26 protein-coding genes and 1 riboswitch are annotated in these 24,949 nt (G+C 59.0%); of the genes, 19 read left to right on the top strand and 7 right to left on the bottom strand.

Annotation, left to right across the window (positions count from 1 at the left end):
• The first annotated feature begins 52 nt into the window (after positions 1 to 52).
• The 12 genes from baeS to gutQ all read left to right on the top strand — a co-directional run bounded on the left by baeS (position 53) and on the right by gutQ (position 13,962).
• Positions 53 to 1,444, top strand: a complete 1,392-nt coding sequence (gene baeS, locus CLM71_RS17535) for a two-component system sensor histidine kinase BaeS (RefSeq protein WP_105232126.1) — start codon at positions 53 to 55, stop codon at positions 1,442 to 1,444.
• Positions 1,444 to 2,163, top strand: coding sequence for a two-component system response regulator BaeR (gene baeR / locus CLM71_RS17540; RefSeq protein WP_105232127.1), 720 nt, complete (start codon positions 1,444 to 1,446; stop codon positions 2,161 to 2,163). Before baeS ends, baeR begins: the two co-directional genes overlap by 1 nt.
• A 168-nt stretch (positions 2,164 to 2,331) precedes the next feature.
• A complete protein-coding gene (locus tag CLM71_RS17545; RefSeq protein WP_105232128.1) occupies positions 2,332 to 2,676 on the top strand; it encodes a YegP family protein in 345 nt (114 codons plus the stop codon).
• A gap of 169 nt (positions 2,677 to 2,845) precedes the next feature.
• On the top strand, positions 2,846 to 4,201 hold the full coding sequence (yegQ, locus tag CLM71_RS17550) for a tRNA 5-hydroxyuridine modification protein YegQ (RefSeq protein WP_105232129.1): 1,356 nt from the start codon (positions 2,846 to 2,848) through the stop codon (positions 4,199 to 4,201).
• A gap of 520 nt (positions 4,202 to 4,721) precedes the next feature.
• The gene (gene yegS / locus CLM71_RS17555) at positions 4,722 to 5,621 is read left to right on the top strand and encodes a lipid kinase YegS (protein ID WP_105232130.1); all 900 of its coding nucleotides are present in this window, start codon (positions 4,722 to 4,724) and stop codon (positions 5,619 to 5,621) included.
• 180 nt (positions 5,622 to 5,801) lie between these two features.
• Positions 5,802 to 7,016, top strand: a complete 1,215-nt coding sequence (gene manD / locus CLM71_RS17560) for a D-mannonate dehydratase ManD (RefSeq protein ID WP_105232131.1) — start codon at positions 5,802 to 5,804, stop codon at positions 7,014 to 7,016.
• Between the two features lie 14 nt (positions 7,017 to 7,030).
• Positions 7,031 to 8,047: a Zn-dependent oxidoreductase gene (locus CLM71_RS17565; protein WP_105233473.1), complete on the top strand. Its 1,017-nt coding sequence runs from the start codon at positions 7,031 to 7,033 to the stop codon at positions 8,045 to 8,047.
• 68 nt (positions 8,048 to 8,115) lie between these two features.
• Positions 8,116 to 9,405: an MFS transporter gene (locus CLM71_RS17570; protein WP_105232132.1), complete on the top strand. Its 1,290-nt coding sequence runs from the start codon at positions 8,116 to 8,118 to the stop codon at positions 9,403 to 9,405.
• Between the two features lie 69 nt (positions 9,406 to 9,474).
• Positions 9,475 to 10,806 (top strand): MFS transporter, encoded by a 1,332-nt coding sequence (locus CLM71_RS17575; RefSeq protein WP_105232133.1) that lies wholly within the window; start codon positions 9,475 to 9,477, stop codon positions 10,804 to 10,806.
• A gap of 96 nt (positions 10,807 to 10,902) precedes the next feature.
• Complete coding sequence (locus CLM71_RS17580; protein WP_105232134.1) at positions 10,903 to 11,589, top strand: GntR family transcriptional regulator; 687 nt, start codon at positions 10,903 to 10,905, stop codon at positions 11,587 to 11,589.
• A gap of 190 nt (positions 11,590 to 11,779) precedes the next feature.
• Positions 11,780 to 12,829, top strand: coding sequence for a class I fructose-bisphosphate aldolase (gene fbaB / locus CLM71_RS17585; RefSeq protein WP_105232135.1), 1,050 nt, complete (start codon positions 11,780 to 11,782; stop codon positions 12,827 to 12,829).
• 161 nt (positions 12,830 to 12,990) lie between these two features.
• Positions 12,991 to 13,962 carry an arabinose-5-phosphate isomerase GutQ gene (gene gutQ / locus CLM71_RS17590; RefSeq protein WP_105232136.1) on the top strand — a complete coding sequence of 324 codons (972 nt, stop codon included), beginning with the start codon at positions 12,991 to 12,993 and terminating at the stop codon, positions 13,960 to 13,962.
• A 39-nt stretch (positions 13,963 to 14,001) separates the two neighbouring features.
• On the opposite strand, the gene CLM71_RS17595 is transcribed toward gutQ, so the two are convergent.
• The 3 genes from CLM71_RS17595 to thiM all read right to left on the bottom strand — a co-directional run bounded on the left by CLM71_RS17595 (position 14,002) and on the right by thiM (position 16,123).
• Complete coding sequence (locus CLM71_RS17595; RefSeq protein WP_105232137.1) at positions 14,002 to 14,460, bottom strand: inhibitor of vertebrate lysozyme family protein; 459 nt, start codon at positions 14,458 to 14,460, stop codon at positions 14,002 to 14,004.
• Positions 14,461 to 14,531: 71 nt separating this feature from the next.
• Positions 14,532 to 15,332, bottom strand: a complete 801-nt coding sequence (thiD, locus tag CLM71_RS17600; protein WP_105232138.1) for a bifunctional hydroxymethylpyrimidine kinase/phosphomethylpyrimidine kinase — start codon at positions 15,330 to 15,332, stop codon at positions 14,532 to 14,534.
• A gap of 2 nt (positions 15,333 to 15,334) precedes the next feature.
• A complete protein-coding gene (gene thiM, locus CLM71_RS17605; protein WP_105232139.1) occupies positions 15,335 to 16,123 on the bottom strand; it encodes a hydroxyethylthiazole kinase in 789 nt (262 codons plus the stop codon).
• Between the two features lie 36 nt (positions 16,124 to 16,159).
• Positions 16,160 to 16,259, bottom strand: a riboswitch (TPP riboswitch).
• 363 nt (positions 16,260 to 16,622) lie between these two features.
• Here thiM and CLM71_RS17610 point away from each other — a divergent pair.
• From CLM71_RS17610 to CLM71_RS17620, 4 genes are all read left to right on the top strand, one after another.
• A complete protein-coding gene (locus CLM71_RS17610) occupies positions 16,623 to 16,877 on the top strand; it encodes a hypothetical protein (protein ID WP_105232140.1) in 255 nt (84 codons plus the stop codon).
• Positions 16,878 to 16,942: 65 nt separating this feature from the next.
• Complete coding sequence (locus CLM71_RS24035; RefSeq protein WP_145961107.1) at positions 16,943 to 17,143, top strand: DUF4762 family protein; 201 nt, start codon at positions 16,943 to 16,945, stop codon at positions 17,141 to 17,143.
• Positions 17,144 to 17,190: 47 nt separating this feature from the next.
• Entirely contained in the window at positions 17,191 to 17,397 is a 207-nt protein-coding gene (locus tag CLM71_RS17615; protein ID WP_105232141.1) for a hypothetical protein, read from the top strand.
• 177 nt (positions 17,398 to 17,574) lie between these two features.
• Entirely contained in the window at positions 17,575 to 18,000 is a 426-nt protein-coding gene (locus CLM71_RS17620; protein WP_105232142.1) for a GNAT family N-acetyltransferase, read from the top strand.
• 9 nt (positions 18,001 to 18,009) lie between these two features.
• Here the strand turns inward: CLM71_RS17620 and CLM71_RS17625 are convergent, their stop codons facing one another.
• The gene (locus CLM71_RS17625) at positions 18,010 to 18,435 is read right to left on the bottom strand and encodes a VOC family protein (RefSeq protein WP_199776387.1); all 426 of its coding nucleotides are present in this window, start codon (positions 18,433 to 18,435) and stop codon (positions 18,010 to 18,012) included.
• An 80-nt stretch (positions 18,436 to 18,515) separates the two neighbouring features.
• Here CLM71_RS17625 and CLM71_RS17630 point away from each other — a divergent pair, with 80 nt between their 5' ends.
• Positions 18,516 to 20,648 (top strand): PipA/GogA/GtgA family type III secretion system effector, encoded by a 2,133-nt coding sequence (locus tag CLM71_RS17630; RefSeq protein ID WP_158684831.1) that lies wholly within the window; start codon positions 18,516 to 18,518, stop codon positions 20,646 to 20,648.
• A gap of 9 nt (positions 20,649 to 20,657) precedes the next feature.
• Here CLM71_RS17630 and CLM71_RS17635 read toward each other — a convergent pair whose 3' ends face one another.
• From CLM71_RS17635 to CLM71_RS17645, 3 genes are all read right to left on the bottom strand, one after another.
• A complete protein-coding gene (locus CLM71_RS17635) occupies positions 20,658 to 21,404 on the bottom strand; it encodes a sulfite exporter TauE/SafE family protein (protein WP_105232144.1) in 747 nt (248 codons plus the stop codon).
• 475 nt (positions 21,405 to 21,879) lie between these two features.
• On the bottom strand, positions 21,880 to 22,584 hold the full coding sequence (locus tag CLM71_RS17640; protein ID WP_105232145.1) for a DUF943 family protein: 705 nt from the start codon (positions 22,582 to 22,584) through the stop codon (positions 21,880 to 21,882).
• Positions 22,585 to 22,791: 207 nt separating this feature from the next.
• The gene (locus CLM71_RS17645; RefSeq protein ID WP_105232146.1) at positions 22,792 to 23,142 is read right to left on the bottom strand and encodes a helix-turn-helix domain-containing protein; all 351 of its coding nucleotides are present in this window, start codon (positions 23,140 to 23,142) and stop codon (positions 22,792 to 22,794) included.
• A 108-nt stretch (positions 23,143 to 23,250) separates the two neighbouring features.
• Between CLM71_RS17645 and CLM71_RS17650 the strand changes: the two genes are divergently transcribed.
• Positions 23,251 to 23,958, top strand: a complete 708-nt coding sequence (locus CLM71_RS17650) for a glutathione S-transferase family protein (protein ID WP_105232147.1) — start codon at positions 23,251 to 23,253, stop codon at positions 23,956 to 23,958.
• Between the two features lie 205 nt (positions 23,959 to 24,163).
• On the top strand, positions 24,164 to 24,916 hold the full coding sequence (locus tag CLM71_RS17655; protein WP_105232148.1) for an SDR family oxidoreductase: 753 nt from the start codon (positions 24,164 to 24,166) through the stop codon (positions 24,914 to 24,916).
• Positions 24,917 to 24,949: the final 33 nt, after the last annotated feature.

Genomic DNA, 24,949 nt, shown 5'->3' on the forward strand with positions numbered 1-24,949 from the left:
CGATGCGGCTGCAACCCAGAGCAACGCGCCAGACAAGCGCAACGAGGACTGAATGAAAATAGGCATTACCGGCAAGCTGTTTCTGGCCATCTTCGCCACCTGTATGCTGGTGCTGATCACCATGCACTGGGGCGTGCGCCTCAGCTTTGAACGCGGTTTTATCGACTACATCAAGCACAGCAACGAGCAGCGTATCGCCATGCTGAGCGATGCGCTGGAAGATCAGTACAGCCGTCACGGCAACTGGGCGTTTCTGCGCAACAACGATCGGGTGGTGTATCAGATTATGCGTTCATTTGAGCAGAGCAGCGACAGCAGCCATAACCTGCCGCCGAAGGGCTGGCGTACGCAGTTCTGGGTGGTCGACAGCCGGTTCCGGCGTCTGGTGGGCCACTCCGGCCCGTTCCCCAAAGAGGGCACCCGGCAGCCGATCCGCTATAACAACCAGATCGTCGGCTGGGTGATCGCCACGCCGCCGGAGCGGCTGACGCGCAACGCCGATATCAACTTCGACCGCCAGCAAAAACGCACCAGCTGGCTGATTGCCGCACTGTCGGCGCTGCTGGCCGCCGCCGCCACCCTGCTGATGTCGCGCGGCCTGCTGGCGCCGGTCAAACGTCTAGTGGCCGGCACCCACCGGCTGGCGGCCGGCGACTTCAGCGCCCGCGTCGCGGTCAGCAGCCAGGATGAGCTGGGACGGCTGGCGCAGGACTTTAACCAGCTCGCCACCTCACTGGAAAAAAATGAACGCATGCGCCGGGCGTTTATGGCCGACGTCTCCCATGAGCTGCGCACCCCGCTGGCGGTGCTGCGCGGCGAACTGGAGGCGCTGCAGGACGGCGTGCGCCAGCCGACGCCGGATTCGCTCGGCTCACTGCAGGCGGAAGTCGCCACGCTGACCAAGCTGGTGGATGATTTGCACCAGCTGTCGCTGTCCGACCTCGGCGCGCTGGCCTATCGCAAGTCGCAGGTAGACTGCGTCCATCTGCTGCAGGTGTCGGTCGCCGCCTTCCGCGAGCGCTTCCACGCCAAGGGGCTGAACATCGTCACCCGCCTGCCGGAGCGCGCGCCGCTGTTCGGCGACCCGGATCGTCTCCACCAGCTGTTTAACAATCTGCTGGAAAACAGCCTGCGCTATACCGACGCCGGCGGCACGCTGGAGATCGGCGCCGAGGTGAAGCCCGGCAGCCTGCTGCTGTACTGGCAGGACAGCGCTCCCGGCGTGCATGACGACCAGTTGCCGCGCATCCTTGAGCGTTTCTACCGCACCGAAGGCTCGCGCAACCGCGCCAGCGGCGGCTCCGGGCTTGGGCTGTCAATCTGCCAGAATATCGCCGAAGCCCACGGCGGGCGTATTTACGCGCAGCACTCACCTTTGGGCGGGGTGCGCATTGCGCTAGAATTCCCCTATCCCAGCTCCCCAGTAAAGAACAAGGCATCCTGATGGAAACGCTCAACCAACCGTTACAGATCATGATCGTGGAAGATGAACCCAAACTGGGCCAGCTGCTGGTGGATTATCTGCAGGCCGCCGGTTACGCCACCCGCTGGCTGACCAACGGCAGCGACGTGGTGCCGGCGGTGCAGCAACAGCCGCCGGCGCTGATCCTGCTGGATTTGATGCTGCCGGGCAGCGACGGTCTGACGGTCTGCCGCGAACTGCGCCGCTTCAGCGATATTCCCATCATGATGGTGACGGCGAAAATCGAAGAGATTGACCGTCTGCTGGGGCTGGAAATCGGTGCGGACGACTATATCTGCAAGCCGTACAGCCCGCGGGAAGTGGTGGCGCGGGTAAAAACCATTCTGCGGCGCTGTTACCGCCCCGGCGATGCGCAGGGGCAGGAAGATGCGCTGCTGCATATCGACGAACCGCGCTTTCAGGCCAGCTATCAGGGCCAGATACTGGATCTGACCCCGGCGGAGTTCCGCCTGCTGAAAACCCTGGCCAGCCAGCCGGGCAATGTGTTCTCACGCGAGCAGTTGCTGAACAACCTCTACGATGATTACCGGGTGGTGACCGACCGCACCATCGACAGCCACATAAAAAACCTGCGCCGCAAGCTGGAACTGCTCGACGGCGACAAGGCGTTCATCCGCTCCGTCTACGGCGTCGGCTACCGCTGGGAAGCCGAACCCTGCCGGCTGGTCAACGGTCTCTGATCCCCGCTGCGGCGGGCTTTTGTCGCCGCACTGCGCCTTTTACGCGATTTCAACGCTCCGAAATTCAAGGCATTGGCTACACTTAGTAGCAGCATATTTCAGCGGCGCGCCTGCGGCCGCTGAAAGACGGCGGCTCATCGTATGTCTGAACCTACAGGAGAAGGACCCATGGCAAACGGCCACTATGAACTAAAAAAATCCGGCAGCAACGGACAGTTTCACTTCACGTTAAAAGCCAGCAACGGCGAGATCATTCTTTCCAGCGAAATGTATACCAGCAAGGCGTCGGCGGAAAACGGCATCGCCTCGGTGCAGACCAACTCCCCGCACGAAGCGCAGTATGAAAGCAAAGTCAGCAGCAGCGGCAAGCCCTACTTTGTGCTGAAGGCCAAAAACCACCAGGTAATCGGCACCAGCCAGATGTACAGCTCAGACAGCGCCGCGAAAAACGGCATCCAGTCGGTGATCAAAAACGGCCCGACCACCGATGTGCGCGACCTCAGCGCCGGCTAATTTCCCCCGCGCAGCGTCCGCGCTGCGCGTCTCACTATGATATAAATCAATTCCCACTAAGAAACTCCGGTTACTTGCTGATTTCCGCGCGCGCTGCCGCTACAATTCCTCGCTTTCGCCGCGCCATCAGGTGGCGCGACGCTGACTTGAAATCAGACTGAGAATCACTATGTTTACACCGGAACTCCTCTCCCCGGCCGGCACGCTGAAGAACATGCGTTACGCCTTCGCCTACGGCGCCGATGCGGTTTACGCCGGCCAGCCACGCTACAGCCTGCGGGTACGCAACAACGAATTCAATCACGAGAACCTGGCGCAGGGCATCAACGAAGCCCACGCGCTGGGCAAAAAATTCTATGTGGTGGTCAATATCGCACCGCACAACGCCAAGCTGAAGACCTTTCTGCGCGATCTGAAGCCGGTGGTGGATATGGGACTGGACGCGCTGATCATGTCCGATCCCGGCCTGATTATGCTGGTGCGCGAAGCCTTCCCGCAGATGGCGATCCACCTGTCGGTGCAGGCCAATGCGGTGAACTGGGCCACGGTGAAGTTCTGGCATCAGATGGGGCTGACGCGCGTCATTTTGTCCCGTGAGCTGTCGCTGGAGGAGATCGCCGAGATCCGCAGCCAGGTGCCGGAGATGGAGCTGGAAGTCTTCGTACACGGCGCTCTGTGCATGGCCTACTCCGGCCGCTGCCTGCTGTCCGGCTATATCAACAAACGCGATCCGAATCAGGGCACCTGCACCAACGCCTGCCGCTGGCAGTACAAGGCCGAGGAAGGCAAAGAAGACGACGCCGGCAACATCGTGCACCTGCATGAACCGATCGCGGTGCAAACCGTTGAGCCAACGCTCGGCATCGGCGCGCCGACCGATAAGGTCTTTATGCTGTCCGAAGCGCAGAAGCCGGGCGAATATATGAGCGCGTTCGAAGACGAACACGGCACCTACATCATGAACTCCAAGGATCTGCGCGCCATTCAGCACGTGGAGCGCCTGACGCAGCTTGGCGTGCATTCACTGAAAATCGAAGGCCGCACCAAGTCCTTCTACTACTGCGCCCGCACCGCGCAGGTCTACCGCCGCGCCATCGATGATGCCGCCGCCGGCAAACCGTTCGACGCCAGCCTGCTCACCACGCTGGAAGGCCTGGCGCACCGCGGCTATACCGAAGGTTTCCTGCGCCGCCACACCCACGACGCGCATCAGAACTACGACTACGGCTCCTCCGTTTCCGAGCGGCAGCAGTTCGTCGGCGAGTTCACCGGCGTACGCCGTGACGGCTGGGCCGAGGTGGATGTAAAAAACAAATTCTCCTGCGGCGATAGCGTGGAGCTGATGACGCCGGGCGGCAACATCCAGTTTACGCTGGACAGCATGCGCAATAAAAAAGATGAGGCGATAACGGTGGCGCCGGGCAACGGCCATCTGGTGTATTTGCCGATCCCGCAGGACGTCGACCTCAGCTACGCCCTGCTGATTCGTAATTTACCGCAGGCCAACGGCGCGGCGGAAAAATAACACGCGCCGCACACGAGATTTGAATGGCAATCCCCCCTCAATTTACGAGAAAAGTCCTAAATATGAGGGGAGTTCACAGAAATAAAACACAGAGAAGTGCAAATATTAGAATTGGATCACACCAATCTGCGGGAAAAGTCGTTACTATCAAACCGCTAAAATAAAGAACGAGAATATTTGCATAGCAATACTAGGAACCACCTCCTTGGCCAGCCCAATCTCCCTTGGGCTGGCTTTTTCTTTTTCACTCCCCGACACCGGTTAATACCGTTCCCCATTCATTCACCTTATATATTTACAGGAAATCCCTCGTCCAATATAAATATATAACAGCGATTTTAATTAATATATTCCCAACACTTTTCACTACAACAAAAAAACAATATTCCAGCCGTGCACGATAAATCCGGAAAATGCGTTTCACTATGCGATATCCTTAACTGAATATTCTTATGGCTTCCGAATTGACAGTGGTCTATCGTTGATAACCAACGGATTTTAGCAAGGCAGGACAACAGACATGGGTCAACACGCGCCAACATTACTTATCATTAACGGTAAAGGCGCCGGCGATGAGCTGGTGCGCGCTGCGGTGCAAAAGCTGCGGGCGGCCGGCGACATTCTGCACGTGCGCGTTACCTGGGAGGGCGGCGATGCCGCCCGCTACGTAGAAGAAGCGCGGCAGCTCGGCGTCGGCACGCTGATCGCCGGCGGCGGCGACGGCACCATCAACGAAGTGGCCGCCGCGCTGGCGCTGATACCGGCCGGGCAGCGCCCGGTGCTGGGCATCCTGCCGCTCGGCACCGCCAACGACTTTGCCACCGCCTGTAATATTCCGCTGGTGCCGGAACAGGCGCTGAACCTGGCGATTAAAGGCCGTGCGGTGCCGATCGACCTGGCCTGCGTCAACGGTGAACGCTACTTTATCAATATGGCCACCGGCGGCTTCGGCACGCGTATCACCACCGAAACGCCGGAAAAGCTCAAGGCGGCGCTGGGCGGCGTCTCCTACTTTATTCACGGCCTGCTGCGCATGGAGAGCCTGAAGGCCGACCGCTGTGAAATCCGCGGGCCGGATTTCGCCTGGCGCGGCGAAGCACTGGTGATCGGCATCGGTAACGGCAAGCAGGCCGGCGGCGGCCAGCAACTGTGCCCGGATGCGCTGATCAACGACGGCCTGCTGCAGCTGCGGTTGCTGATCGCCGGCGAACTGCTGCCAGCCCTGGTCGCCAGCCTGTTTAATGAAGACGACAACAAGAATATCGTCAGCGCCGCGCTGCCCTGGCTGGAGATCGACGCGCCGCACGAGATGACGTTTAACCTCGACGGCGAACCGCTGAAGGGCAAACATTTCCGCATTGAGGTGCTGCCGAACGCCATTTTGTGCCGCCTGCCGCCTAACTGTCAGCTGCTCGGTTAACTCCCCCGCCTCACCGCCTGAAGGGCGATTTACGTCGCCCTCTTTCCGTTTTCCCCGTCCGTCTTAACACGGGCGAAATGTGATCGCCGCCCGCAAAATGCGCAAATCATACTTGTATGGTAGTTAGGTCATGGCATATGTTCGCCCATCATACAGCCTGAACAACGGAAAGCGCACGCGATGAAAATTATCAATGCAGAAGTGTTTGTCACCTGCCCCGGTAGGAATTTCGTCACCCTGAAAATCACCACCGACGAAGGGATTACCGGGCTGGGCGACGCCACGCTCAACGGCCGCGAACTGTCAGTCGCCTCCTACCTGCGCGACCACCTGTGCCCGCAGTTGATCGGCCGCGATGCGCACCGGATCGAAGATATCTGGCAGTTCTTTTACAAGGGCGCCTACTGGCGCCGCGGCCCGGTGACCATGTCCGCCATTTCCGCCATCGATATGGCGCTGTGGGATATCAAGGCCAAGGCGGCCAATATGCCGCTGTACCAGCTGCTTGGCGGCGCTTCGCGCAGCGGCGTGATGGTCTATTGCCACACCACCGGCCACAGCATCGACGAGGTACTGGACGATTACGCCCGCCACCAGGAAATGGGCTTTAAGGCGATCCGCGTGCAGTGCGGCGTACCGGGGATGAAAACCACCTACGGCATGGCGAAAGGCAAAGGCCAGGCCTATGAGCCGGCGACCAAAGGCCACTGGCCGGAAGAGCAGCTGTGGTCGACGGAGAAATACCTCGACTTCACCCCGAAGCTGTTTGAGGCGGTGCGCGACAGGTTCGGTTTCGACCAGCATCTGCTGCACGATATGCACCACCGGCTGACGCCTATCGAGGCCGCCCGCTTCGGTAAAAGCGTCGAACCTTACCGCCTGTTCTGGATGGAAGACCCGACGCCGGCGGAAAACCAGGCCTGTTTCCGCCTGATCCGCCAGCACACCGTCACGCCGATCGCCGTCGGCGAAGTGTTCAACAGCATCTGGGACTGCAAGCAACTGATCGAAGAGCAGCTGATCGACTATATCCGCACCACGCTCACCCACGCCGGCGGCATCACCGGTATGCGGCGCATCGCCGATTTCGCCTCGCTGTATCAGGTGCGCACCGGCTCGCACGGCCCTTCCGATCTGTCGCCGGTCTGCATGGCGGCAGCGCTGCACTTCGACCTGTGGGTGCCGAACTTCGGCGTGCAGGAGTATATGGGCTATTCGGAACAGATGCTGGAGGTGTTCCCCCACAGCTGGACCTTCGATAACGGCTATATGCATCCGGGCGACAAGCCGGGCATCGGCATCGAGTTCGACGAAAAGCTGGCGGCCAAATACCCCTACGACCCGGCCTATCTGCCGGTCGCGCGCCTGGAAGACGGCACCCTGTGGAACTGGTAACGGAGAATATCAGCATGAAAAGCGTAGTGATTGAACAGCCGGGCCAGCTGACGATAGCCCAACGCCCGCTGCCGGAACCCGCCGCCGACGAAGTGCGGGTCAAGGTCAAACTCGCCGGCATCTGCGGTTCCGACGTGCATATCTACCACGGCCATAACCCGTTCGCCCGCTATCCGCGGGTGATCGGCCACGAGTTCTGCGGCGTGATTGACGCCGTCGGCGCACACGTCGACGCCGCCCGGCTCGGCGAGCGCGTGGCCGTCGACCCGGTGGTCAGCTGCGGCCACTGCTACCCTTGCTCGGTCGGCCGGCCGAACGTCTGCCACCAGCTGCAGGTGATCGGCGTCCACCGCGACGGCGGCTTCAGCGATTTTAGCTGCGTGCCGGCCGCCAACGCCTACCGCATCCCCGATGCGCTCAGCGATCGGCAGGCGGCAATGGTGGAGCCGTTCACCATCGCCGCCAATATCACCGCCCACCTGCAGCCGACCGCACGCGACGTGGCGCTGATCTACGGCGCGGGGCCGATGGGGCTGACGGCGATCCAGGTGCTGAAAGGCGTGTACGGCGTACGTCAGGTGATCGTCGCCGACCGTATCGCCGCGCGGCTGGAAATGGCGTTCGCCAACGGCGCCGATGAGGTGGTCAATAACCAGCAGACGTCGCTGCCGGAAGCGCTGGCGCAGCGCGATATCCGCCCGACGCTGATTATCGACGCCGCCTGCCACCCCGATATTCTGCCGCAGGCCATTCAGCTGGCATCGCCGGCGGCGCGCATCGGCATCATGGGCTTTTCCGCCGAGCCGTGTGTGATCAACCAACAGAGCATCACCAGTAAAGAGCTGTCGATTTTCTCCTCACGCCTCAACAGCGCCCGCTTCCCGCAGGTGATTGACTGGATGGCCGAGGGACTGATCGCACCGGAACGGCTGATTACCCACAGCGTGGCGGCGGACGACGTTGAAGCGGCGCTGCATCTGTTTGAACACGATCGCCAGACCTGCTGCAAGGTACTGCTGCAGTTCGGCTGATAATGCCTGACACACCGAAATGGACAACAACGCACACGATTAAAACGACACCAAGTGGAGTGTTTGCCATGGTTAAGAACTTACGCTGGACCCTCGTATTCCTGCTGTTCCTGGTCTACATGATCAACTATCTCGATCGGGTGGCGCTGTCGATCACCGTGCCGATGATCGAACAGGATCTGCTGCTCAACGCCGAACAATTCGGCATCATCTTCGGCAGCTTCTTCTTCGGCTACGCGATCTTCAACTTTATCGGCGGCCTGGCGGTGGACCGGTTCGGTCCGACGCTGGTGATGGGGCTGGCGGTGGGGCTGTGGTCGATCTTCTGCGGCATGACCGCGCTCGCCAGCGGCTTTTACTCCATGCTGATCCTGCGCGTACTGTTCGGCATGGCGGAAGGCCCGATCTGCGCCTCCGCCAACAAAATGATCAACGGCTGGTTCCCGAAGAAACAGGCGGCCACCGCCATGGGGCTGCTCAGCGCCGGCTCGCCGCTTGGCGGCGCGGTGGCGGGGCCGATCGTCGGCTATCTGGCGCTGGCGTTCGGCTGGCGACCGGCCTTTATGATTATCTGTTCGGTCGGCATCGTCTGGATGCTGGTCTGGTTCTTTATCGCGGCGGACAACCCGGAGAAAAGCAAGCGCGTCAGCGAGGAAGAGCGGGCGCTGGTCAATGCGCAGAAGGCCGAAGGCCACCACCCGGAAGAGGCGCTCAGCGGCAGCGCGCACGGGCTGGGCTACTACCTGAAACAGCCGATCATTCTGGCGACCGCCTTCGCCTTCTTCTGTTACAACTACATCCTGTTCTTCTTCCTCAGCTGGTTCCCCGCCTATCTGGTACAGGCGCACAACCTGAACATCAAAGAGATGAGCCTGACGACGGTGATCCCGTGGATCGTCGGTTTTGTCGGCCTGGCGCTCGGCGGCTATATTTCCGATAAGATCTTCAACATCACCGGCAAACTGCTGCTATCGCGCAAGATTGTGCTGGTGGTCAGCCTGCTGGCCGCCGCCGCGTGCGTAGCGCTGGCGGGCACCGTCAGCAGCGTGATGCCGGCGGTGCTGCTGATGTCGGTATCCATCTTCTTCCTGTATATCACCGGCGCGATCTACTGGGCGATTATTCAGGACGTGGTGCATAAATCCCGCGTCGGCGGCGCCAGCGGCTTTATTCACCTGGTCGGCAGCGTATCCGGTATTGTCGGCCCGGTGGTTACCGGCTACATCGTGCAGCATACCGGCAAGTTCGACAGCGCCTTTATCCTGGCCGGCGGCATCGCCGCGCTCGGCGCGCTGCTGGTACTGCTGGTTGTGCGTGCGCCGCGTCCGCTGGCGCAGCCGCAAACCTTAAAACCCTAAACAGAACGGCGCGGGCGGCAACGCCCGCAACGCCGTCAGCCCACTGACCCTACCCTCCCGGAGCACCTGATGACCACCACCACGCACGACGCCGACGCCGGCGACCATCAGCCGCTGTTAAAGCGCGTCGCCAGCGCCTCCGCCATCGGCACGGCGGCGGAATACTACGACTTTTTCGCCTACGGCACCGCGGCGGTGCTGTTTTTCGGCCAGCTGTTCTTCCCCAGCGCCGATCCGCTGGTCGGCACGCTGGCGGCCTTCGCCACCTACGCGGTCGGCTTTCTGGCGCGCCCGCTGGGCGGCATTGTCTTCGGCCATATCGGCGATAAGGTCGGCCGCAAAAAGGCGCTGGTGATCACCATTCTGATCGTCGGCCTCGGCACCTTCTGCATCGGCCTGCTGCCCACCTACGACAAGATCGGCATCTGGGCGCCGATCGCCCTGATCCTGATCCGCGTGCTGCAGGGCTTCGGCGTCGGCGGCGAACAGGCCGGCGCAGTGCTGATGACCGCCGAATACGCGCCTCCCCGGCGGCGCGGTTTCTACGCCAGCTGGGTGCAGATCGGCGCGCCGGCCGGCTTTTTACTGCCCTCCGCCCTGTTCGCCCTGCTGACCGCCCTGCTGTCGCCGGCGCAGATGCTCGAGTGGGGCTGGCGCATTCCGTTCCTGCTCAGCCTGCTGCTGGTGATCGTCGGGCTGTTTATCCGCCTGAAGATCGACGAGTCGCCGGTGTTTGCCCAGATCCGCGCCACCAAGGCGGTGGAAAGCCGGCCGGTGGTGGAAGTGGCGCGCACCTATCCGGGCCTGATCGGCAAAGGCGTGTGCGCCAAACTGATCGAAGCCTGCGCGTTCGCCATGTTCACGGTGATCGTGCTGGCCTACGGCAAGGCCAACCAGCTGAGCGAAAGCATTCTGCTGGAGACGATGATCGTGGCGGTGGTGCTGGAGATTTTCGCCATCCCGCTGATGGGGCACCTTTCCGACCGGCTGGGGCGCAAACCGGTCTACATCGCCGGCGCGCTGCTGCAGGTGGTCTGCATCGTACCGTTCTTTATGCTGCTGAATACTGATAACTTCTGGCTGACCCAGCTGGCGATGATCGTGGTGCTGACCCTCGGCCACAGCATGTGTTACGCCCCGCAGGCATCGTACTTCCCGGAGCTGTTTCCGACCCGCGTGCGCTGCAGCGGCATCGCGCTGATCTGGCAGATCGGCTCGCTGGTCGGCAGCGGTATTCTCGGCCTGCTGGCGGTGAAAATTCTGCAGATGACCGGCGGCCACTATTACGGCCTGGCGGGCTATATGATCGTGCTGGGGGTGATTTCCGCCGTCGGCCTGTGGCTGATGCCGGAAACCGCCCCGCTGCGGCGACAGCAGGAGTATCAGGACTGGCACCACTGATGACCGCTCTTGGCGAGGGGATTTATCCCCCCGCCATTGAACAATAATCTGCTAGTATGGTGGCATTTGAATCATTGCCAGATAACCAATCGCGCCATGTCTGAAAATTACAGCCTTACCAACACCTTGCCGGTGAATCAGCAAATCTACCGCTTTTTACGGCAGGATATCGTCGACTGCACCATTGCGCCGGGGACGCTGCTGTCGGAAAAGGAGATTTCCAGCCGTTTCAGCGTGTCGCGCCAGCCGGTGCGTGAGGCCTTTATCAAACTGGCCGAGGCGGGGCTGGTGCAGATACTGCCGCAGCGCGGCACCTTCGTGATGAAAATTTCCGCCAAACGCGTCGCGGACGGCCGCTTTATCCGTCAGGCGGTGGAGTGCGCCATCGTCCGCCGGGCCGCCACCGGCATTACCCCGCCGCAGCTGGCGCTGCTGGAGCATAACCTGCAGCGTCAGGCGCTGGCGGCCAACGGCCAGCAAATACGGGAATTCCTGTTGCTGGACGATGAGTTCCACCGCCTGCTGACGCAGATCGCCAACTGTCCGCTGGCCTGGGAAACCATCGAAACCATCAAGGCCACCATGGATCGGGTACGTTTTCTCAGCCTGAGCGAAGTCTCGCCGCCGGAAACGCTGATCCAACAGCACTACCGCATTTTCGACGCGCTGAAGGCGCACGACCCGGACGCCGCCGAGCGGGCCGTTCACGACCATCTGCAGGAGATGATTTACTCCATCACGCCGATCGCCCTGCAAAACAGCAGCTGGTTCGAGGTCGAATAACTCGGGGGCGCCCGCCCCCGCCGCTTTACAAGACGTAAATGGCATTTCCCCGCAATCGCATCTATTGTTTCTCCCTGACGATGCAACTTCAGTAGTATCGTGCTTACGGCTTCAATCACCGCTTTTCGCGACGCCGGTGACCATCAGTATGACTTTCCGGCCTAGGGATTAGCTTTAACGGGAGTTCACCATGACTGATATTGCGCAGTTGTTAGGTAAGGAAGCGGAAGACCTGTTGCAACACCGCTGTACCACCATCCCCGCAGAGAATCTGTACCTGCCCGGCGACGATTTTGTCGATCGGGTGATGATCGATAATAACCGCCCCAACAGCGTGCTGCGCTCGATGCAGACCCTGTTCAACCACGGCCGGTTGGCCGGCACCGGCTATCTGTCCATTCTGCCGGTGGACCAGGGCATTGAGCACTCGGCCGGCGCCTCGTTCGCCGCCAACCCGCTCTATTTTGACCCGAAAAACATCGTCGAACTGGCGATCGAAGCCGGCTGCAACTGCGTCGCCTCCACCTACGGCGTGCTGGCGGCGGTATCACGTCGCTATGCGCACAAGATCCCGTTCCTGGTCAAACTGAACCACAACGAAACCCTCAGCTACCCGACCCAGTACGACCAGACCCTGTACGCCAGCGTTGAGCAGGCGTTCGATATGGGCGCGGTGGCGGTCGGCGCCACCATCTATTTCGGTTCCGAGCAGTCGCGCCGCCAGATTGAAGAGATTTCCGCCGCCTTCGAGCGCGCGCACGAACTGGGCATGGTGACCGTGCTGTGGGCCTATCTGCGTAACCCGGCATTCAAGAAAGACGGCGTCGACTACCACTCCAGCGCCGATCTCACCGGCCAGGCCAACCATATCGCCGCCACCATCGGCGCCGATATCGTCAAACAGAAAATGGCGGAAAACAACGGCGGCTACCGCGCCGTGAACTTCGGCTACACCGACGACCGGGTATACGACAAACTGACCAGCGATCACCCGATCGATCTGGTGCGCTATCAGCTGGCCAACTGCTATATGGGACGCGCCGGCCTGATTAACTCCGGCGGCGCCGCCGGGGAAAACGATCTACAGGAGTCGGTGCGCACCGCGGTGATCAACAAACGCGCCGGCGGCATGGGGCTGATTCTGGGGCGTAAGGCCTTCAAAAAATCGATGAAGGACGGCGTGGCGCTGATTAACGCCGTGCAGGATACCTATCTCGACAGCAGCGTCACCATCGCCTGACGCCGCCGCAGAAGCCGGGCTTTTCGCCCGGCTTCTCGTCCGCACGCCTTCCCGGCTGATTCCTCAAACTGTGATCCGTTTAAAAAAAACCGGCGTGTCGCGTGTTTCATCCGGCAAATAACACTATATTTCCGCCTTGATTCATTCCGCAGGAGAGACTGATGGATAACGCGAGCACCCTGCTCACCTTCGCCCGCGAAACGCTGGAGATTGAACTGGCCGAAGCGCAGCGCCTGCTGGCGCGGCTGGACGACAACTTTGTCCGCGCCTGCGAGCTGCTGCTGAACTGCCGCGGCAAGGCGGTGATTTCCGGCATCGGCAAATCCGGCCATATCGGCAAGAAAATCGCCGCCTCGCTGGCCAGCACCGGGACGCCCGCCTTCTTCCTGCATCCGGCGGAAGCGCTGCACGGCGATCTCGGCATGATCGGCCCGGACGACGTGATGATCTTTATTTCATACTCCGGCCGCGCCAAAGAGCTGGATCTGATCCTGCCGCTGCTGGCCGAGAGCCGGATCCCGGTGATCGCCATTACCGGCGGCACCGCCTCACCGCTGGCGCAGGGCGCCGCCTGCGTGCTGGATATCAGCGTCGAGCGCGAAGCCTGCCCGATGGGGCTGGCGCCGACCTCCAGCGCGGTCAACACTCTGATGATCGGCGATGCGCTGGCGATGGCGCTGATGCGTCAGCGTGGCTTCAACGCCGAAGACTTCGCCCGTTCACACCCGGGCGGCAGCCTCGGTGCGCGTCTGCTTAACCGCGTGCATCACCTGATGCGCACCGGCGATCGTCTGCCGAAGGTGCAGGAAAGCGCCGACGTGATGGCGGCGATGCTGGAGCTGAGCCGCACCGGCCTGGGACTGGTGGCGGTGTGCGACGAGCAGCAAAAAGTGGTGGGCGTCTTCACCGACGGCGATCTGCGCCGCTGGCTGGTGCAGGGCCACAAGCTGGAGGATCCGCTCAGCCCGGCGATTACCCGCCCCGGCTATCGCCTGCCGGAACAGTGGCGTGCGGGAGAAGCGCTGGAGGCGCTGCACGAGCAGCATATCAGCGCCGCGCCGGTGGTCAACGTTGAGGGGGAACTGGTCGGCGCGCTGAACCTGCACGACCTGCATCAGGCCGGCATCGGCTGACCATCAGGGACGGGCGCGCCCGTCCCTGCAAACATCGGTTTACTTCCAGTCCGGGCTGTTTTCAAACTGCTGACGCAGCAACGCCTGCATATTGCTGTCCGGCTTGCCGAGCCACTGATATTTGGCGTACTTTTTGGGGTGCGCCACCGCTTCTGGCCGGTCTTCCACCTCAACCCGCACGCCCCAGGCCTGCGACTTGTCCGCCTTGAAGGCGACGATCAAAAAGTTGTTGCCGCAATCGTGAGGTTTGCAGATATTGCCAACCTGATACTGCTGCCCCTGCCAGCCGATCGTCTCCGCCGGCGTCGAAGTGCCGCTGCCCTTACGCGCCCAGCCCGGCAGCCGGGCCTGACCTTTCATCATCTGCTGCCAGCTGCTCTGATAACCCGGCTGCTGAACCAGATCCGCCGTGGTCACCACCTGCTGGGCAAAGCTGCCGGCGCTGACGGCCAGCAACGCGCCCAGCAGCATATAACGACGTTTATGCATTCCTGTCATGGTGATTCTCCCTCCGAAAATAGACAAAGACATTGCATCTACTCAGACCATCGCCGCGCGAAAAAGTTGGCTCACCACCAGGCATGGAAATGGTGCACCGGGCCGATGCCCTGACCGACTTCCAGGCTATCCGCCTGCTGCAGCGCACGCTGCAGGTAATCCTTCGCCGCCGCCACCGTCTGCGGCCAGTCGTCATAACGCGGACGCAGGGCGGCCAGTGCCGCAGACAGGGTGCAGCCGGTGCCGTGCGTATGGCGCGTGGCGACGCGCGGCGCGCTGAAGCGCTGCTCCGTACCGCGGCTGAACAGCCAGTCCGGGCTTTCTTCTTCACTGAGATGGCCACCCTTCATCAGCACCGCCTGGCAGCCCATCGCCAGCAGCGCCCGCCCCTGCTCGCGCATCTGCTGCTCATTATCCGCCGGCGGACACGCCAGTAGCGCCGCCGCTTCCGGCAGGTTAGGCGTAATCAGCGACACCTGCGGCAACAGTTCACGCCGGATCGACGCCACCGCCTCCGGCGCCAGCAGCGGATCGCCGCTTTTCGCCAGCATCACCGTATCCAGCACCACAAACGGCGGCTGATAATGCCGCAAGCGCTCGGCCACTGCCTGCACGATGTCGGCGTTGGCCAACATGCCGATTTTCACGCTGTCGATGCGCACGTCGCTCAGCACGGAATCCAGCTGCGCGGCAACGAACGCCGGCTCAATATGGTACACCGACTGCACGCCGCGCGTGTTTTGCGCCACCAGCGCGGTGATCACGCTGGCGCCATAGGCGCCGAGCGCCGAGAAGGCTTTCAGATCCGCCTGAATGCCGGCGCCGCCGCTCGGATCGGTACCGGCGATGGTTAATGCATTGATGCGTTTCATGATTATTCTTCTCCCTGCCAGTGGTACAGCGCGTCGAGAAATGCAGGGGTAAAGCTGCCGGGGCCGCCGGCCTGTTTGCTGGCCGCCTCGCCGCAGTGCGCCATCACCCGGCAGGCGGCGGCGATGTGGTCCAGCCGCTCGCCCGGCAGGCTGCAAAACGCCGCCACCACCGCCGATAAAGCACAGCCGGTGCCCACCACCCGCGTCATCAGCGGATCGCCGCCGCCGACCGCCCAGCTACGCTGCCCGTCGGTAATGTAGTCAGTGGCGCCGGTGACCGCGACAATCGCGCCGCTGCGCTGCGCCAGCTGCTGCGCCGCCGGCAGCGCGGCCAGAGAATCCGCCGTGCTGTCGACGCCGCGCCCCGAGGCCTGCAGCCCACTCAGCGCCATAATTTCCGACGCGTTGCCGCGAATGGCCGCCGGCTGCAGCGTCAGCAGCCGGTTGGCAAACTCGGTACGAAAGGTCAGTCCGCCGACCGCCACCGGGTCCAGCACCCACGGTGTCGCGGCCTGATTGGCCGCCTCCACCGCCACCAGCATCGATTCCGCGCGGGCGGCGGTCAGCGTGCCGATATTGATCAGCACGCCATCGGCCAGGCGGCTAAACTGCGCCGCTTCGGACGGTTCGATCACCATCGCCGGCGAAGCGCCCAGCGCCAGCAAAACGTTGGCCGTCAGCGTTTGCACCACGTCGTTGGTCAGGCAGTGAATCAGTGGGGAATGTTGTTTAAGCAGCTGTAAGCTGGCCGCGGCCGTTGCGCCGGGCAATTCATCAGGTCGAGCGATCATAGTTCTCCCAACCGGCGTTAAAGAAGGCGGGCGCCGGTCAGGACGCCAAGACTTCCCTACGCTGGTATTATCCAGATCAGGTAATACGGGTATTTCTCAGCCTTCACATACATGAAGGGCACCCCGAGTCTTCGCAGCACATCCCGCAGGGATGGCGACTGCGGCCACATCATACTCCGCCCCCGGCGGGATTCAAATCTTTCATCGTCATGTTTATGATTTATGTATGGCGTCCTGCGGCCGGAAACATTAAAAAAATCAGAAAATAAAATTTCAATTATCACCCATTAAAATATAAATTCGGTGAATTTAGGATAAAGCCAGACGGCCTATTTTAAGCCAACAAGAATTATCCTTAAAACGAACGAAATTCTGCAAACAGTATTTATAAGATAAGAAAAGAGGGTAATATTAAATAACACCTTGGCTTTCCATGCCAAGGTGTCACCATTGTATTCAACCCCATACTCTTTTATTTTTAATAAAAAAGGAATTTATCATGAGAGAATTATCTAACGTTGAAGTTGAAACAGTTTCCGGCGGCATTTTCGGTGGCATTATCGGCAATATCATCAACGCTGGCGTTGATACCCTGACCGGCATCGCGGGCAACATCGTCGGCAATATCGCCAACTCTATCGGCAACACCATTGGCCTGGGCATGGGCTTCCTGGACAGACTCGTCAATGCTTTCCGTCCAAGCCGACCAAACCAGCCAGCGCCAGATGCCCCAAGCGAAGCCGCTCGCCGCTAATCATTAACTGTCTGATGCGGATCACGTTAAGTCATCCGTAAAAACAAAAAGGATAATTAATAGTTATGCAAAAATTAGCGCAAGGCGAAGCAATGAATATTATTGGTGGCGCTTGGGGATGTAAAGTAAGCCACAGCTTATCTCCATCATCCTCAGGGCTGGCTTGCTACCGGACCGTGGGCTGCGTTGACAAGTTTGGCAACGTGACCTCCTCCAGCAAGCCCGTTGAGCTGAATGAGTGCGCCGCAGCCATTCCCACGCCGTAATTATCCAGCCCTTATTATCGACCTCATTTAATGTTTAAGGAAAAACCATGAGAGAATTATCTAACGTTGAAGTCAGCGAAGTATCAGGCGGTATCTTCGGTGGTATCTTGGGTGGTGTTGTTGGTTCTATCACCCAGGGCGCCGAATCCATCCTCGGCAGCTTTACCAACGCAGCCAGAGGCGTAGGCAAGATCTTCACCGACGGCGTATTTAACCTTGTCCGTGGTTTCTGGGAAGGTCGTTACACCAAGTAACGTCGCCAATATCTACCGGGCCGGCAGCGCTTTGCGCTCCGCCCGGTAACGCGTCATATTCAAGAGCAAATAATGATATTTGCTCTTTTTTCTATCTCTCGCCAACGGCATGATATTCCGACATACTCAGGTGTCGACACCACTGGGTTTCCACGCGTCCGCCACCGAGGGAGCATGATGCAAATACGGCTATACCAAAAATCCGATCGCCCCTTTCTGCGCCGCTTGTATTTGGCCGCGCGTAAAACCGCCTTTCACTGGCGGGATACCAGCCACTACCAACCGAAAGATTTCGATCGCGCTACGCTGGGGGAAGAGATCTGGGTGGCTGAAGAAAACGGCATACCGCTGGGTTTTGTTTCCATTCACCGGGCCGAAGATTTTATCCATAACCTGTATGTCGACCCCGCTCAACAAACTCGCGGCATAGGCAGCACCCTGCTCAAACAGGCAGAATCCACCTTCCGCACCACCGGCGCGTTGAAATGTCTGGTCAGGAACGAACCGGCTTTGGTGTTTTATCAGCGGCACGGCTGGCGAATTATCAGCCAGGGAGGCGAAGGTGACGACGCCTATTACCTGCTGCACAGCGCCGCCAGATAATCCGCGCCGTTAACGCCCTTCTCGCAGCACCGCTTCAATATTATTACCATCCGGATCCAACACAAACGCCGCGTAATATCCCGATGAAAAATCATCCGTCCGCAGACCTGGCACGCCGTTATCGACACCGCCCGCCGCCAGACCGGCCCGATAAAATGCCCGCACCTGTTCACGGCTCACGGCGCGAAAGGCAACGTGCTGCCGCTGACTGTGCGGATGAAAAATATCGAGCCAAAACACCGGGTAATCAATACCGAACGCCACGCCGGCCAAATCAGCATCGTCCGCCTGCGCCGGCTCAAAACGGCGTGAAATACGCATCACCACGCCGACGTTCAGCGGCGCCAACAGCGCCTGATAGAATGCCGCCGAGCGGTAAATATCAGCCACTCCGATACCGGAATGATCGAGCAGCCAGTTATAAATGTTCGCCATCGAGGGAACCCTCTGCGCGCAATAACCACTCACTATGATAGCAATGATGAGACGCTGGCGGAGCGAACGGAGGGTAATTTATGGTCGGGTTAAATCCTGCGCTGCTTGGCGCGGCGGTAAGAGGCATCAGTCAGAGTTTGCACCACCAGCGCCATGGCTTTGCCGCCCTGCCCCAGATGGCGGGACGCGCACACGACCAGTTGCTGAGTGCGCATTCCCCGGTGCTGATGCGGCAATTTACCCAACCAAGTCCGTTGCGCCACGCATTTTCGGCCAAACTCAACGACGCCACGCACAAGTTCCGCCCCGGCGAACTGCCGGAGATGTTTCTCTCCGCCATCAAACAGGGTAATAACGCGCTGCGCGCACTGCACCATACGGTAACCAGCGGCCTGCAGGAAGCCTACGCCCACAGCGCCACCTTCCGCGCGGCGTTTAATCACGCCTACCGTGACGAGGTCAGATTCGGTGGCCATGCTCCTCACTGGCAGCTCGATCCGCTGGCGGCATCGAGTACGCCGGCGCATCAGCCATCCGCCAAGACGCTGGGGTTGAAGCTGCTGCTCGAGGTGTTAAACGGCAAACCGCCCGGCTATACCACCGAACAGGGGCAGCAGCCGTTAAGTCAACGGCGCGCCCTGCTCCATGCGCTGCTCGAAGGGCTGACCGGATTGCCACAGCATGAAAGCCTGCATGGCAAACCCCACCCGCGCGGGCCGCTGATTGAACTGCTGAATATTGTGGTGGATGAGGTTGTGCGTCAGCTCGGTACACAAGATCCCGCCTGCGTCAGTCATCCTACGCCGGCCGGAAAAACTGAGCCGCAGCGGCCGACAGACGCCAAGGCAACGCCGCCGTCTGCGCAAAGGAACACGCCCCCGGCAGCGCATGTCGATACACCTGCGGCGACAGTCAAAGCGCCAGCACCTTCGGCGGCGCACGCGCCATCACCACCGCAGCAAGCCGAGATAACGGCAAACCACGCCACGCTCCGGCGTCCGACCGGTACGGCTCCCGCTTCACGCTCGGAAATCGCCGAAGATAACGGCCCGATAGAAGAGTTGGAACGGCCGGATCCGACAGTGGCCGCCACCCGGGAGGCATTTGGCCGCAAGCTGTTTGACGGATTGATGAAGGAAGGCAGCGCCGCCTGCCCACACGACGCCGCCAGCGCGAAAAGAATGGGCCAGACCTTTCAGCGCAACATGGGGCCACTGTTCAACAATGTGACGGGTCAGGAAAAAAGCGCCGCAGAGCTGCTGCAGAAACTCCATGCGGAAGACAAAAAAACTGCAGCTTTCCGGTTCGATCCCGCTTTTCCGGGCAGCCAGCTGGCCGCCATGCAGGAAAAACGCGGCGATGCGAAGGCAGCCTGCCGTTTCTATCTGGTGATGGCGCAGGCGGCAGGCTTCAAGGCGCAGACGCATGCCTTTTCCGTCGCCGGCAACCTCAGCGTAGCGGTGGCCAACCGGCCTGGCGAACATCATCCGCTAAGCGAACACGCAGTGTTAAAAATCAGCGACGAGAACGGCAACAGCTGCTATTTCGACCCGTTGCTGGGCCGTGCGGTTAATCCTTTTCGCAGCGACAGCATGGAAAACTATCTGAATACCGCCGGTCTCGCCGGCGATGAAACCGCCTATATCCGCGAGCGCCACCCACAGGAAACCGCCGTGTATGGCAGAGGCATTATGGATGCGCTGATGAGAGCGGGCATCAACACCTTCCCTGAACCGGGGCTGAAAACGAAACGGCACGAGGCAGGCCAGCACATCCAGCGGGCATTTGCCCCGCTATTCAAACATACCCATAGCAAAGAAAGCACCCTGAGCCTGCTGCAGAAGCTGGCGGACGAAAATAAGCGCAGCCAGACAATAAAATTCAACCCGACGGAAAGCCAGCGCGATATCTATGACATCGCGCTCGAACAACAGGCCGACGCAGATTCCATCAACAAACTGTTTCAGGCGCTGGCGAAAAGCGCCGGCCACCATCAGGTTGAGCTGCATACCATTGATACGCCGCTGTCCATCGCCATGGGCGACAGCCCGGAGATTCCCGGCGTAAAGCCTAACGCCAGGTTCGAACTGAAAAACCATACCGTGCTGAAATTCAGCGATCCGCAGGGCAACACGCTGTTTTTCGACCCGGTACTGGCACGCAGGGTCAACCCTGACGATACCCGTAGTCTGGAGGGCTATCTGCGGGTATAAACGCTGGATTCAGATCGCACGCAGCGCCATCTCTACGCCCAGAACAATCAGGCAGAGCAGAAAACAGCGACGAAACAGCAGCGGTGAGATCACGCGGCGCAGCTTCTGCCCGACAAACAATCCTGCTAATGCAGGCAGCACCGCCAGCGCCGACATGTTTAACGATCCGACCTGAAAGGCGCCGTGCCACCATAGCCCCGCCGCCAGCGCCAACGTTGAGCAGGTGAAGGAAATGCCCAAAGCCTGTACCAGCTCATCCTTTTCCAGCCCCAGCGCCTGCAGCCAGGGCACCGCCGGCATCACAAAAACCCCGGTTCCGCCGGTCAGCATGCCGGTGACCAGCCCGATAAGCGGGGAACCATATTTTTCAGCCCGGGTGGAGACGGCGTAAATGCGCCCTGACAGGGTCCACAGCCCGTAGATAATCAGCGCCACGCCCAACGCCAGCTGCGTGCGGCTGCTGTCGCCCGCCGCTATCCAGCCGCTGGTACCAAGTGTGGCAACCGATACCATCAGCAACATCGGCCACAGCCGGCGCAGCAGCACCGCCGTGTTGGCACCGCCTGCCAGTTGAAAGATATTGGTAACCAATGAGGGCAGCAGCAGCATGCCTGCCGCTGCCACCGGGGAGATCAGCGCGCCCAGCAGCCCCATCGCCACGGTCGGCAGCCCCATACCGGTTACGCCTTTCACCAGCCCGGCCAGCAGAAAAACCACGCCGCTCAGCAGCAGCGTAGCGGTGTCAAAATCCGTCATGACGTTACTCTCCCGACGACAATAACCAGCCGGCATGACAACGCCGCAGGTATGATGGTTTTGGTGGCAATGGCAAACATAACAGGCTCCTTTTTCATTGGGATACACATCATGGAACGAAGAACCCGGCCATACTTCGCTGCCGGACGAAATATGGCTGACTTGTCACCACTTGTTTACCAGTATTACGTGGTGCGACGGGAATTACAGACAAAGCGTTTCTGAAAGGGGTCAACGATGAGTATCTATCGTTCTTATCTACGTCAGATCGGGACGCCAAGGTAGAGATTGAAGGCGGCACTATCCGGCTGTCTGTGCGGGGCAGTGTCTACAAGTTCCATAACGGCGCCAGCTACGCCACGACCATCTACCTGAACGCCGCGCCATATTGAAACGGGATGGGGGACGAGAGTACCTTTTCGTATCAGATAAATTATTTTTATAATGCCCCCACAATTAAAAGATAATTATTAAATTAAGACTTACTCAATAGTGCTACTTTACCATTAGGTAACTGGACATATGTTTTTCCATCAACGCTAATAAAAACTTTATTATCCAGATTGCCACTAACAACCATTGATATATCATTATAAATACATTTATTATCATTCTTTATATCATTAAAACAGTGATAATCATCGATACTGCCATCATTACTACCCGTTGGAGGTGATACATAGCCACCAAAATTCATAATAACAATGGTAAAATGACTTGGATTTCTAATAATGGAATATTTATCCCTTAACAGCCTCTTGTTTTCATTCCACCAAGAAATTTTACCTTCAGTGGTTAATGGCAGGTTATGAACATAAACAGCACCACCATCAACTCTAACAATACTCACCGGCCTAACGACCATCCAGACCAGAAAAATAGCAACAAGCAATGCGACAAATGCCCCCACAAATGAAAAAAACCTTGATGACGTTCTCAATTCATCAAACAGCATTGAAACCACCTTTTCTTTACTCCTTGGTGGAATATTTCTCGTTGCCGAATGAAAATAAGGTGATTTATAGGTACTCCAGTCAACGTGTGTTGACACCTGATCTAAAGCATAATGTTTTTTTAAGGTCAATTCATTCATATCACCAAATTGCATATCATCAGCAAAACGGTCATCAAAAGATTTTTTGCTCGTAAAAATCGTTAACGGCCTTGTTAATCCACGCATAGTAAACTACTCCCTTAGCTGCTATTTTCAATCCATCTATCGTACAAGTTATGTTATCAACGTAATATCCAAAAAATACCAAAATTGGTAAATATATTCAGCATTGTACAATTTAAAAATACTTTTCTTAAATTCTAGCTTGCCAGAATGATGAAACTTCCTAACCACACCGACATATTGTTTCATAATGTTTAAAATGGCACTCCTCTACACCATGGAGAAAGAGCCATCCAAGGTTTCTTTACCCTGGCTATCCGTCTCCACCCACCACTCCCCCAGCGCATCAATCAGCGGCACCAGCCTTTCTCCTGCCGGCGTCAGCGCATAGTCGACGCGCCGCGGGTAACCCTCAAACTCCGTGCGCTGCACGATGCCGGCCTCCTCCAGCTTGCGCAGCTCCAGCGTCAGCATCTTGTGTGAGATCGTCGGATTATCGCGGCGCAGCTGGTTAAAACGTTTGACGCCGTCCTGCAGGTAGTAGATCAGCAACGTCGGCCAGCGGCCGCTGAGAACCTGCATCACTTCTTCTATCGGGCAACGAGAAATCAGATCTTTCATATCAGGCTCGTGGTAACAAAAAAGTGCGTAATTTACTTGGCGGAATCGACTGTTACAGTAACACATCGCTGCGCAGCGCCATCCACTCAATCCTGGAGAACCTAAAGTATGGAACCTATTTTGCTATACGGCTTCCCGGCGGGAAGCTCCATGGGGCTCGTTGCCGCACTTGAATGGCTGGGGCAGCCGTACAAGCTGTGCCGCGTCGATATGTTAGGCGAGATGCGCACCCCCGCTTATAAACGCATCAACCCTCGGGTGGAAACGCCCGTGCTGATCACCGACCGGGGGGAGGTGCTGACGGAAAACCTGGCAATCGCCGCGTGGCTGGAAGCGCGGGACACAACGCGCCGGATCAGCGCCGACCCGCTGTCGCGCAACGCCGACCGCATGCACCAGCTGATGGCGTTTATCAACACCGGCTTTACCGGCGCTTTTACCCCACTCTGGGTGGCGATGGAGATGGCATCATCCAATCCGGCAATGAAAGAAGCGTTGCAGACATGGGGGCGCGAAGCCGTGATCCAACGCCACGATCGGCTCGAAGCAATGATCGGCGAGACGCCTTTTCTGATCGCTGACCAGCCCACGCTGGCGGACGCGATTTTGATCGGCGTCGCCCGTTGGCTCGACGTTCATCAGGTAGCTGAAACCGCGCGCTGGCCGAAGCTGGCCGCACTGAGAAAGCGCCTTGAAGCCGATCCGGCGGTTATTTACGCAACGGCGCTGGAAAACGGCGAGACGCAGCGCGGCAACGGCGCCTGCCGCGGCCATATTATGCTGTCTGAAGTAATCGAACGGTTTGGTTCAGCGTAATAACCCGGCACCGTTCGTGCGGGCTGAAACTTGCCGGCTATCTGCCAAGTCCCGTCGATGTCGGGGCGGTATCATCTGCCCCGGCAGCGGATAAAGTTCGATTTACTCAATAAATCCGACTATATATTAACAGCGAGCGAATTTTCTTATTTATTTGCGATTAACTCTCTATTTTTATTTTCAATGTAAGGCGCAATACAGGATTATGACAAACGATAAAGTATTATTGGTGACGGGTTCAGGACGCGGTATTGGCGCAGCGACAGTATTACTGGCGGCAGAACGCGGCTATTCGATCTGTTTGAACTATTTAAACGATGAAAAATCCGCATTTAACGTTCGCGATCAAATTTTAAGCCGGGGTGGGAAATGCATCGCCATTCGCGCCGATGTCGCCGATGAGCAGCAGGTCATCAAGATGTTTGACGATATCGATCGCCAGCTGGGCACCATTACCCACCTGGTCAATAATGTCGGCATCCTGAAGCAAAAAATGGCGATGATTGATATGGATGGCGAGCGTTTCCGGCAAGTGCTGCTGACCAATGTCATGAGCCACTTTTATTGCTCACGCGAGGCGATCAAACGCATGTCGCTTTCCCGCGGGGGGCGCGGAGGTGCCATCGTCAACGTCTCATCCGGCGCAGCGAAAAGCGGCTCCCCGTTCGAATACGTCGATTATGCCGCGTCGAAAGGCGCCGTTGACACCTTTACCACCGGCCTGTCGAAAGAGGTCGCCGCTGACGGCATCCGGGTCAACTGCGTTCGCCCGGGCGGTATTTACACCGATATCCATGCCGACGGCGGCGAGGCGTTGCGGGTGGATCGGATTGCCAAAAACTTTCCGATGCAACGAGGCGGCACGCCTGAAGAAGTTGCCTATGCCATTCTTTGGCTGCTGAGCGATGAAGCGTCGTTTGTGACCGGCAGTTTTACCGACCTGTGCGGCGGGGTATAGCACTGCATCGTCGGAGCGTGATGCTGCCATGCG

Origin of the sequence: Serratia sp. MYb239, from assembly GCF_002966855.1 — a bacterium.
GTDB classification, from domain to species: domain Bacteria; phylum Pseudomonadota; class Gammaproteobacteria; order Enterobacterales; family Enterobacteriaceae; genus Serratia_B; species Serratia_B rhizosphaerae.

Excerpts from the sequence above, each read along its gene's own strand:
- CLM71_RS17635 (WP_105232144.1), bottom strand. The coding sequence starts at position 21,404 with ATGACGGATTTTGACACCGCTACGCTGCTGCTGAGCGGCGTGGTTTTT.
- manD (WP_105232131.1), top strand. The coding sequence starts at position 5,802 with ATGAAAATTATCAATGCAGAAGTGTTTGTCACCTGCCCCGGTAGGAAT.
- baeS (WP_105232126.1), top strand. The coding sequence starts at position 53 with ATGAAAATAGGCATTACCGGCAAGCTGTTTCTGGCCATCTTCGCCACC.
- yegQ (WP_105232129.1), top strand. The coding sequence starts at position 2,846 with ATGTTTACACCGGAACTCCTCTCCCCGGCCGGCACGCTGAAGAACATG.
- fbaB (WP_105232135.1), top strand. The coding sequence starts at position 11,780 with ATGACTGATATTGCGCAGTTGTTAGGTAAGGAAGCGGAAGACCTGTTG.
- CLM71_RS17615 (WP_105232141.1), top strand. The coding sequence starts at position 17,191 with ATGAGAGAATTATCTAACGTTGAAGTCAGCGAAGTATCAGGCGGTATC.
- CLM71_RS17570 (WP_105232132.1), top strand. The coding sequence starts at position 8,116 with ATGGTTAAGAACTTACGCTGGACCCTCGTATTCCTGCTGTTCCTGGTC.
- CLM71_RS17625 (WP_199776387.1), bottom strand. The coding sequence starts at position 18,435 with ATGGCGAACATTTATAACTGGCTGCTCGATCATTCCGGTATCGGAGTG.
- CLM71_RS17595 (WP_105232137.1), bottom strand. The coding sequence starts at position 14,460 with ATGACAGGAATGCATAAACGTCGTTATATGCTGCTGGGCGCGTTGCTG.
- thiD (WP_105232138.1), bottom strand. The coding sequence starts at position 15,332 with ATGAAACGCATCAATGCATTAACCATCGCCGGTACCGATCCGAGCGGC.
- CLM71_RS17630 (WP_158684831.1), top strand. The coding sequence starts at position 18,516 with ATGGTCGGGTTAAATCCTGCGCTGCTTGGCGCGGCGGTAAGAGGCATC.
- thiM (WP_105232139.1), bottom strand. The coding sequence starts at position 16,123 with ATGATCGCTCGACCTGATGAATTGCCCGGCGCAACGGCCGCGGCCAGC.
- CLM71_RS17610 (WP_105232140.1), top strand. The coding sequence starts at position 16,623 with ATGAGAGAATTATCTAACGTTGAAGTTGAAACAGTTTCCGGCGGCATT.
- CLM71_RS24035 (WP_145961107.1), top strand. The coding sequence starts at position 16,943 with ATGCAAAAATTAGCGCAAGGCGAAGCAATGAATATTATTGGTGGCGCT.
- gutQ (WP_105232136.1), top strand. The coding sequence starts at position 12,991 with ATGGATAACGCGAGCACCCTGCTCACCTTCGCCCGCGAAACGCTGGAG.
- CLM71_RS17580 (WP_105232134.1), top strand. The coding sequence starts at position 10,903 with ATGTCTGAAAATTACAGCCTTACCAACACCTTGCCGGTGAATCAGCAA.
- CLM71_RS17565 (WP_105233473.1), top strand. The coding sequence starts at position 7,031 with ATGAAAAGCGTAGTGATTGAACAGCCGGGCCAGCTGACGATAGCCCAA.
- CLM71_RS17650 (WP_105232147.1), top strand. The coding sequence starts at position 23,251 with ATGGAACCTATTTTGCTATACGGCTTCCCGGCGGGAAGCTCCATGGGG.
- CLM71_RS17655 (WP_105232148.1), top strand. The coding sequence starts at position 24,164 with ATGACAAACGATAAAGTATTATTGGTGACGGGTTCAGGACGCGGTATT.
- baeR (WP_105232127.1), top strand. The coding sequence starts at position 1,444 with ATGGAAACGCTCAACCAACCGTTACAGATCATGATCGTGGAAGATGAA.
- CLM71_RS17645 (WP_105232146.1), bottom strand. The coding sequence starts at position 23,142 with ATGAAAGATCTGATTTCTCGTTGCCCGATAGAAGAAGTGATGCAGGTT.
- yegS (WP_105232130.1), top strand. The coding sequence starts at position 4,722 with ATGGGTCAACACGCGCCAACATTACTTATCATTAACGGTAAAGGCGCC.
- CLM71_RS17575 (WP_105232133.1), top strand. The coding sequence starts at position 9,475 with ATGACCACCACCACGCACGACGCCGACGCCGGCGACCATCAGCCGCTG.
- CLM71_RS17640 (WP_105232145.1), bottom strand. The coding sequence starts at position 22,584 with ATGCGTGGATTAACAAGGCCGTTAACGATTTTTACGAGCAAAAAATCT.
- CLM71_RS17545 (WP_105232128.1), top strand. The coding sequence starts at position 2,332 with ATGGCAAACGGCCACTATGAACTAAAAAAATCCGGCAGCAACGGACAG.
- CLM71_RS17620 (WP_105232142.1), top strand. The coding sequence starts at position 17,575 with ATGCAAATACGGCTATACCAAAAATCCGATCGCCCCTTTCTGCGCCGC.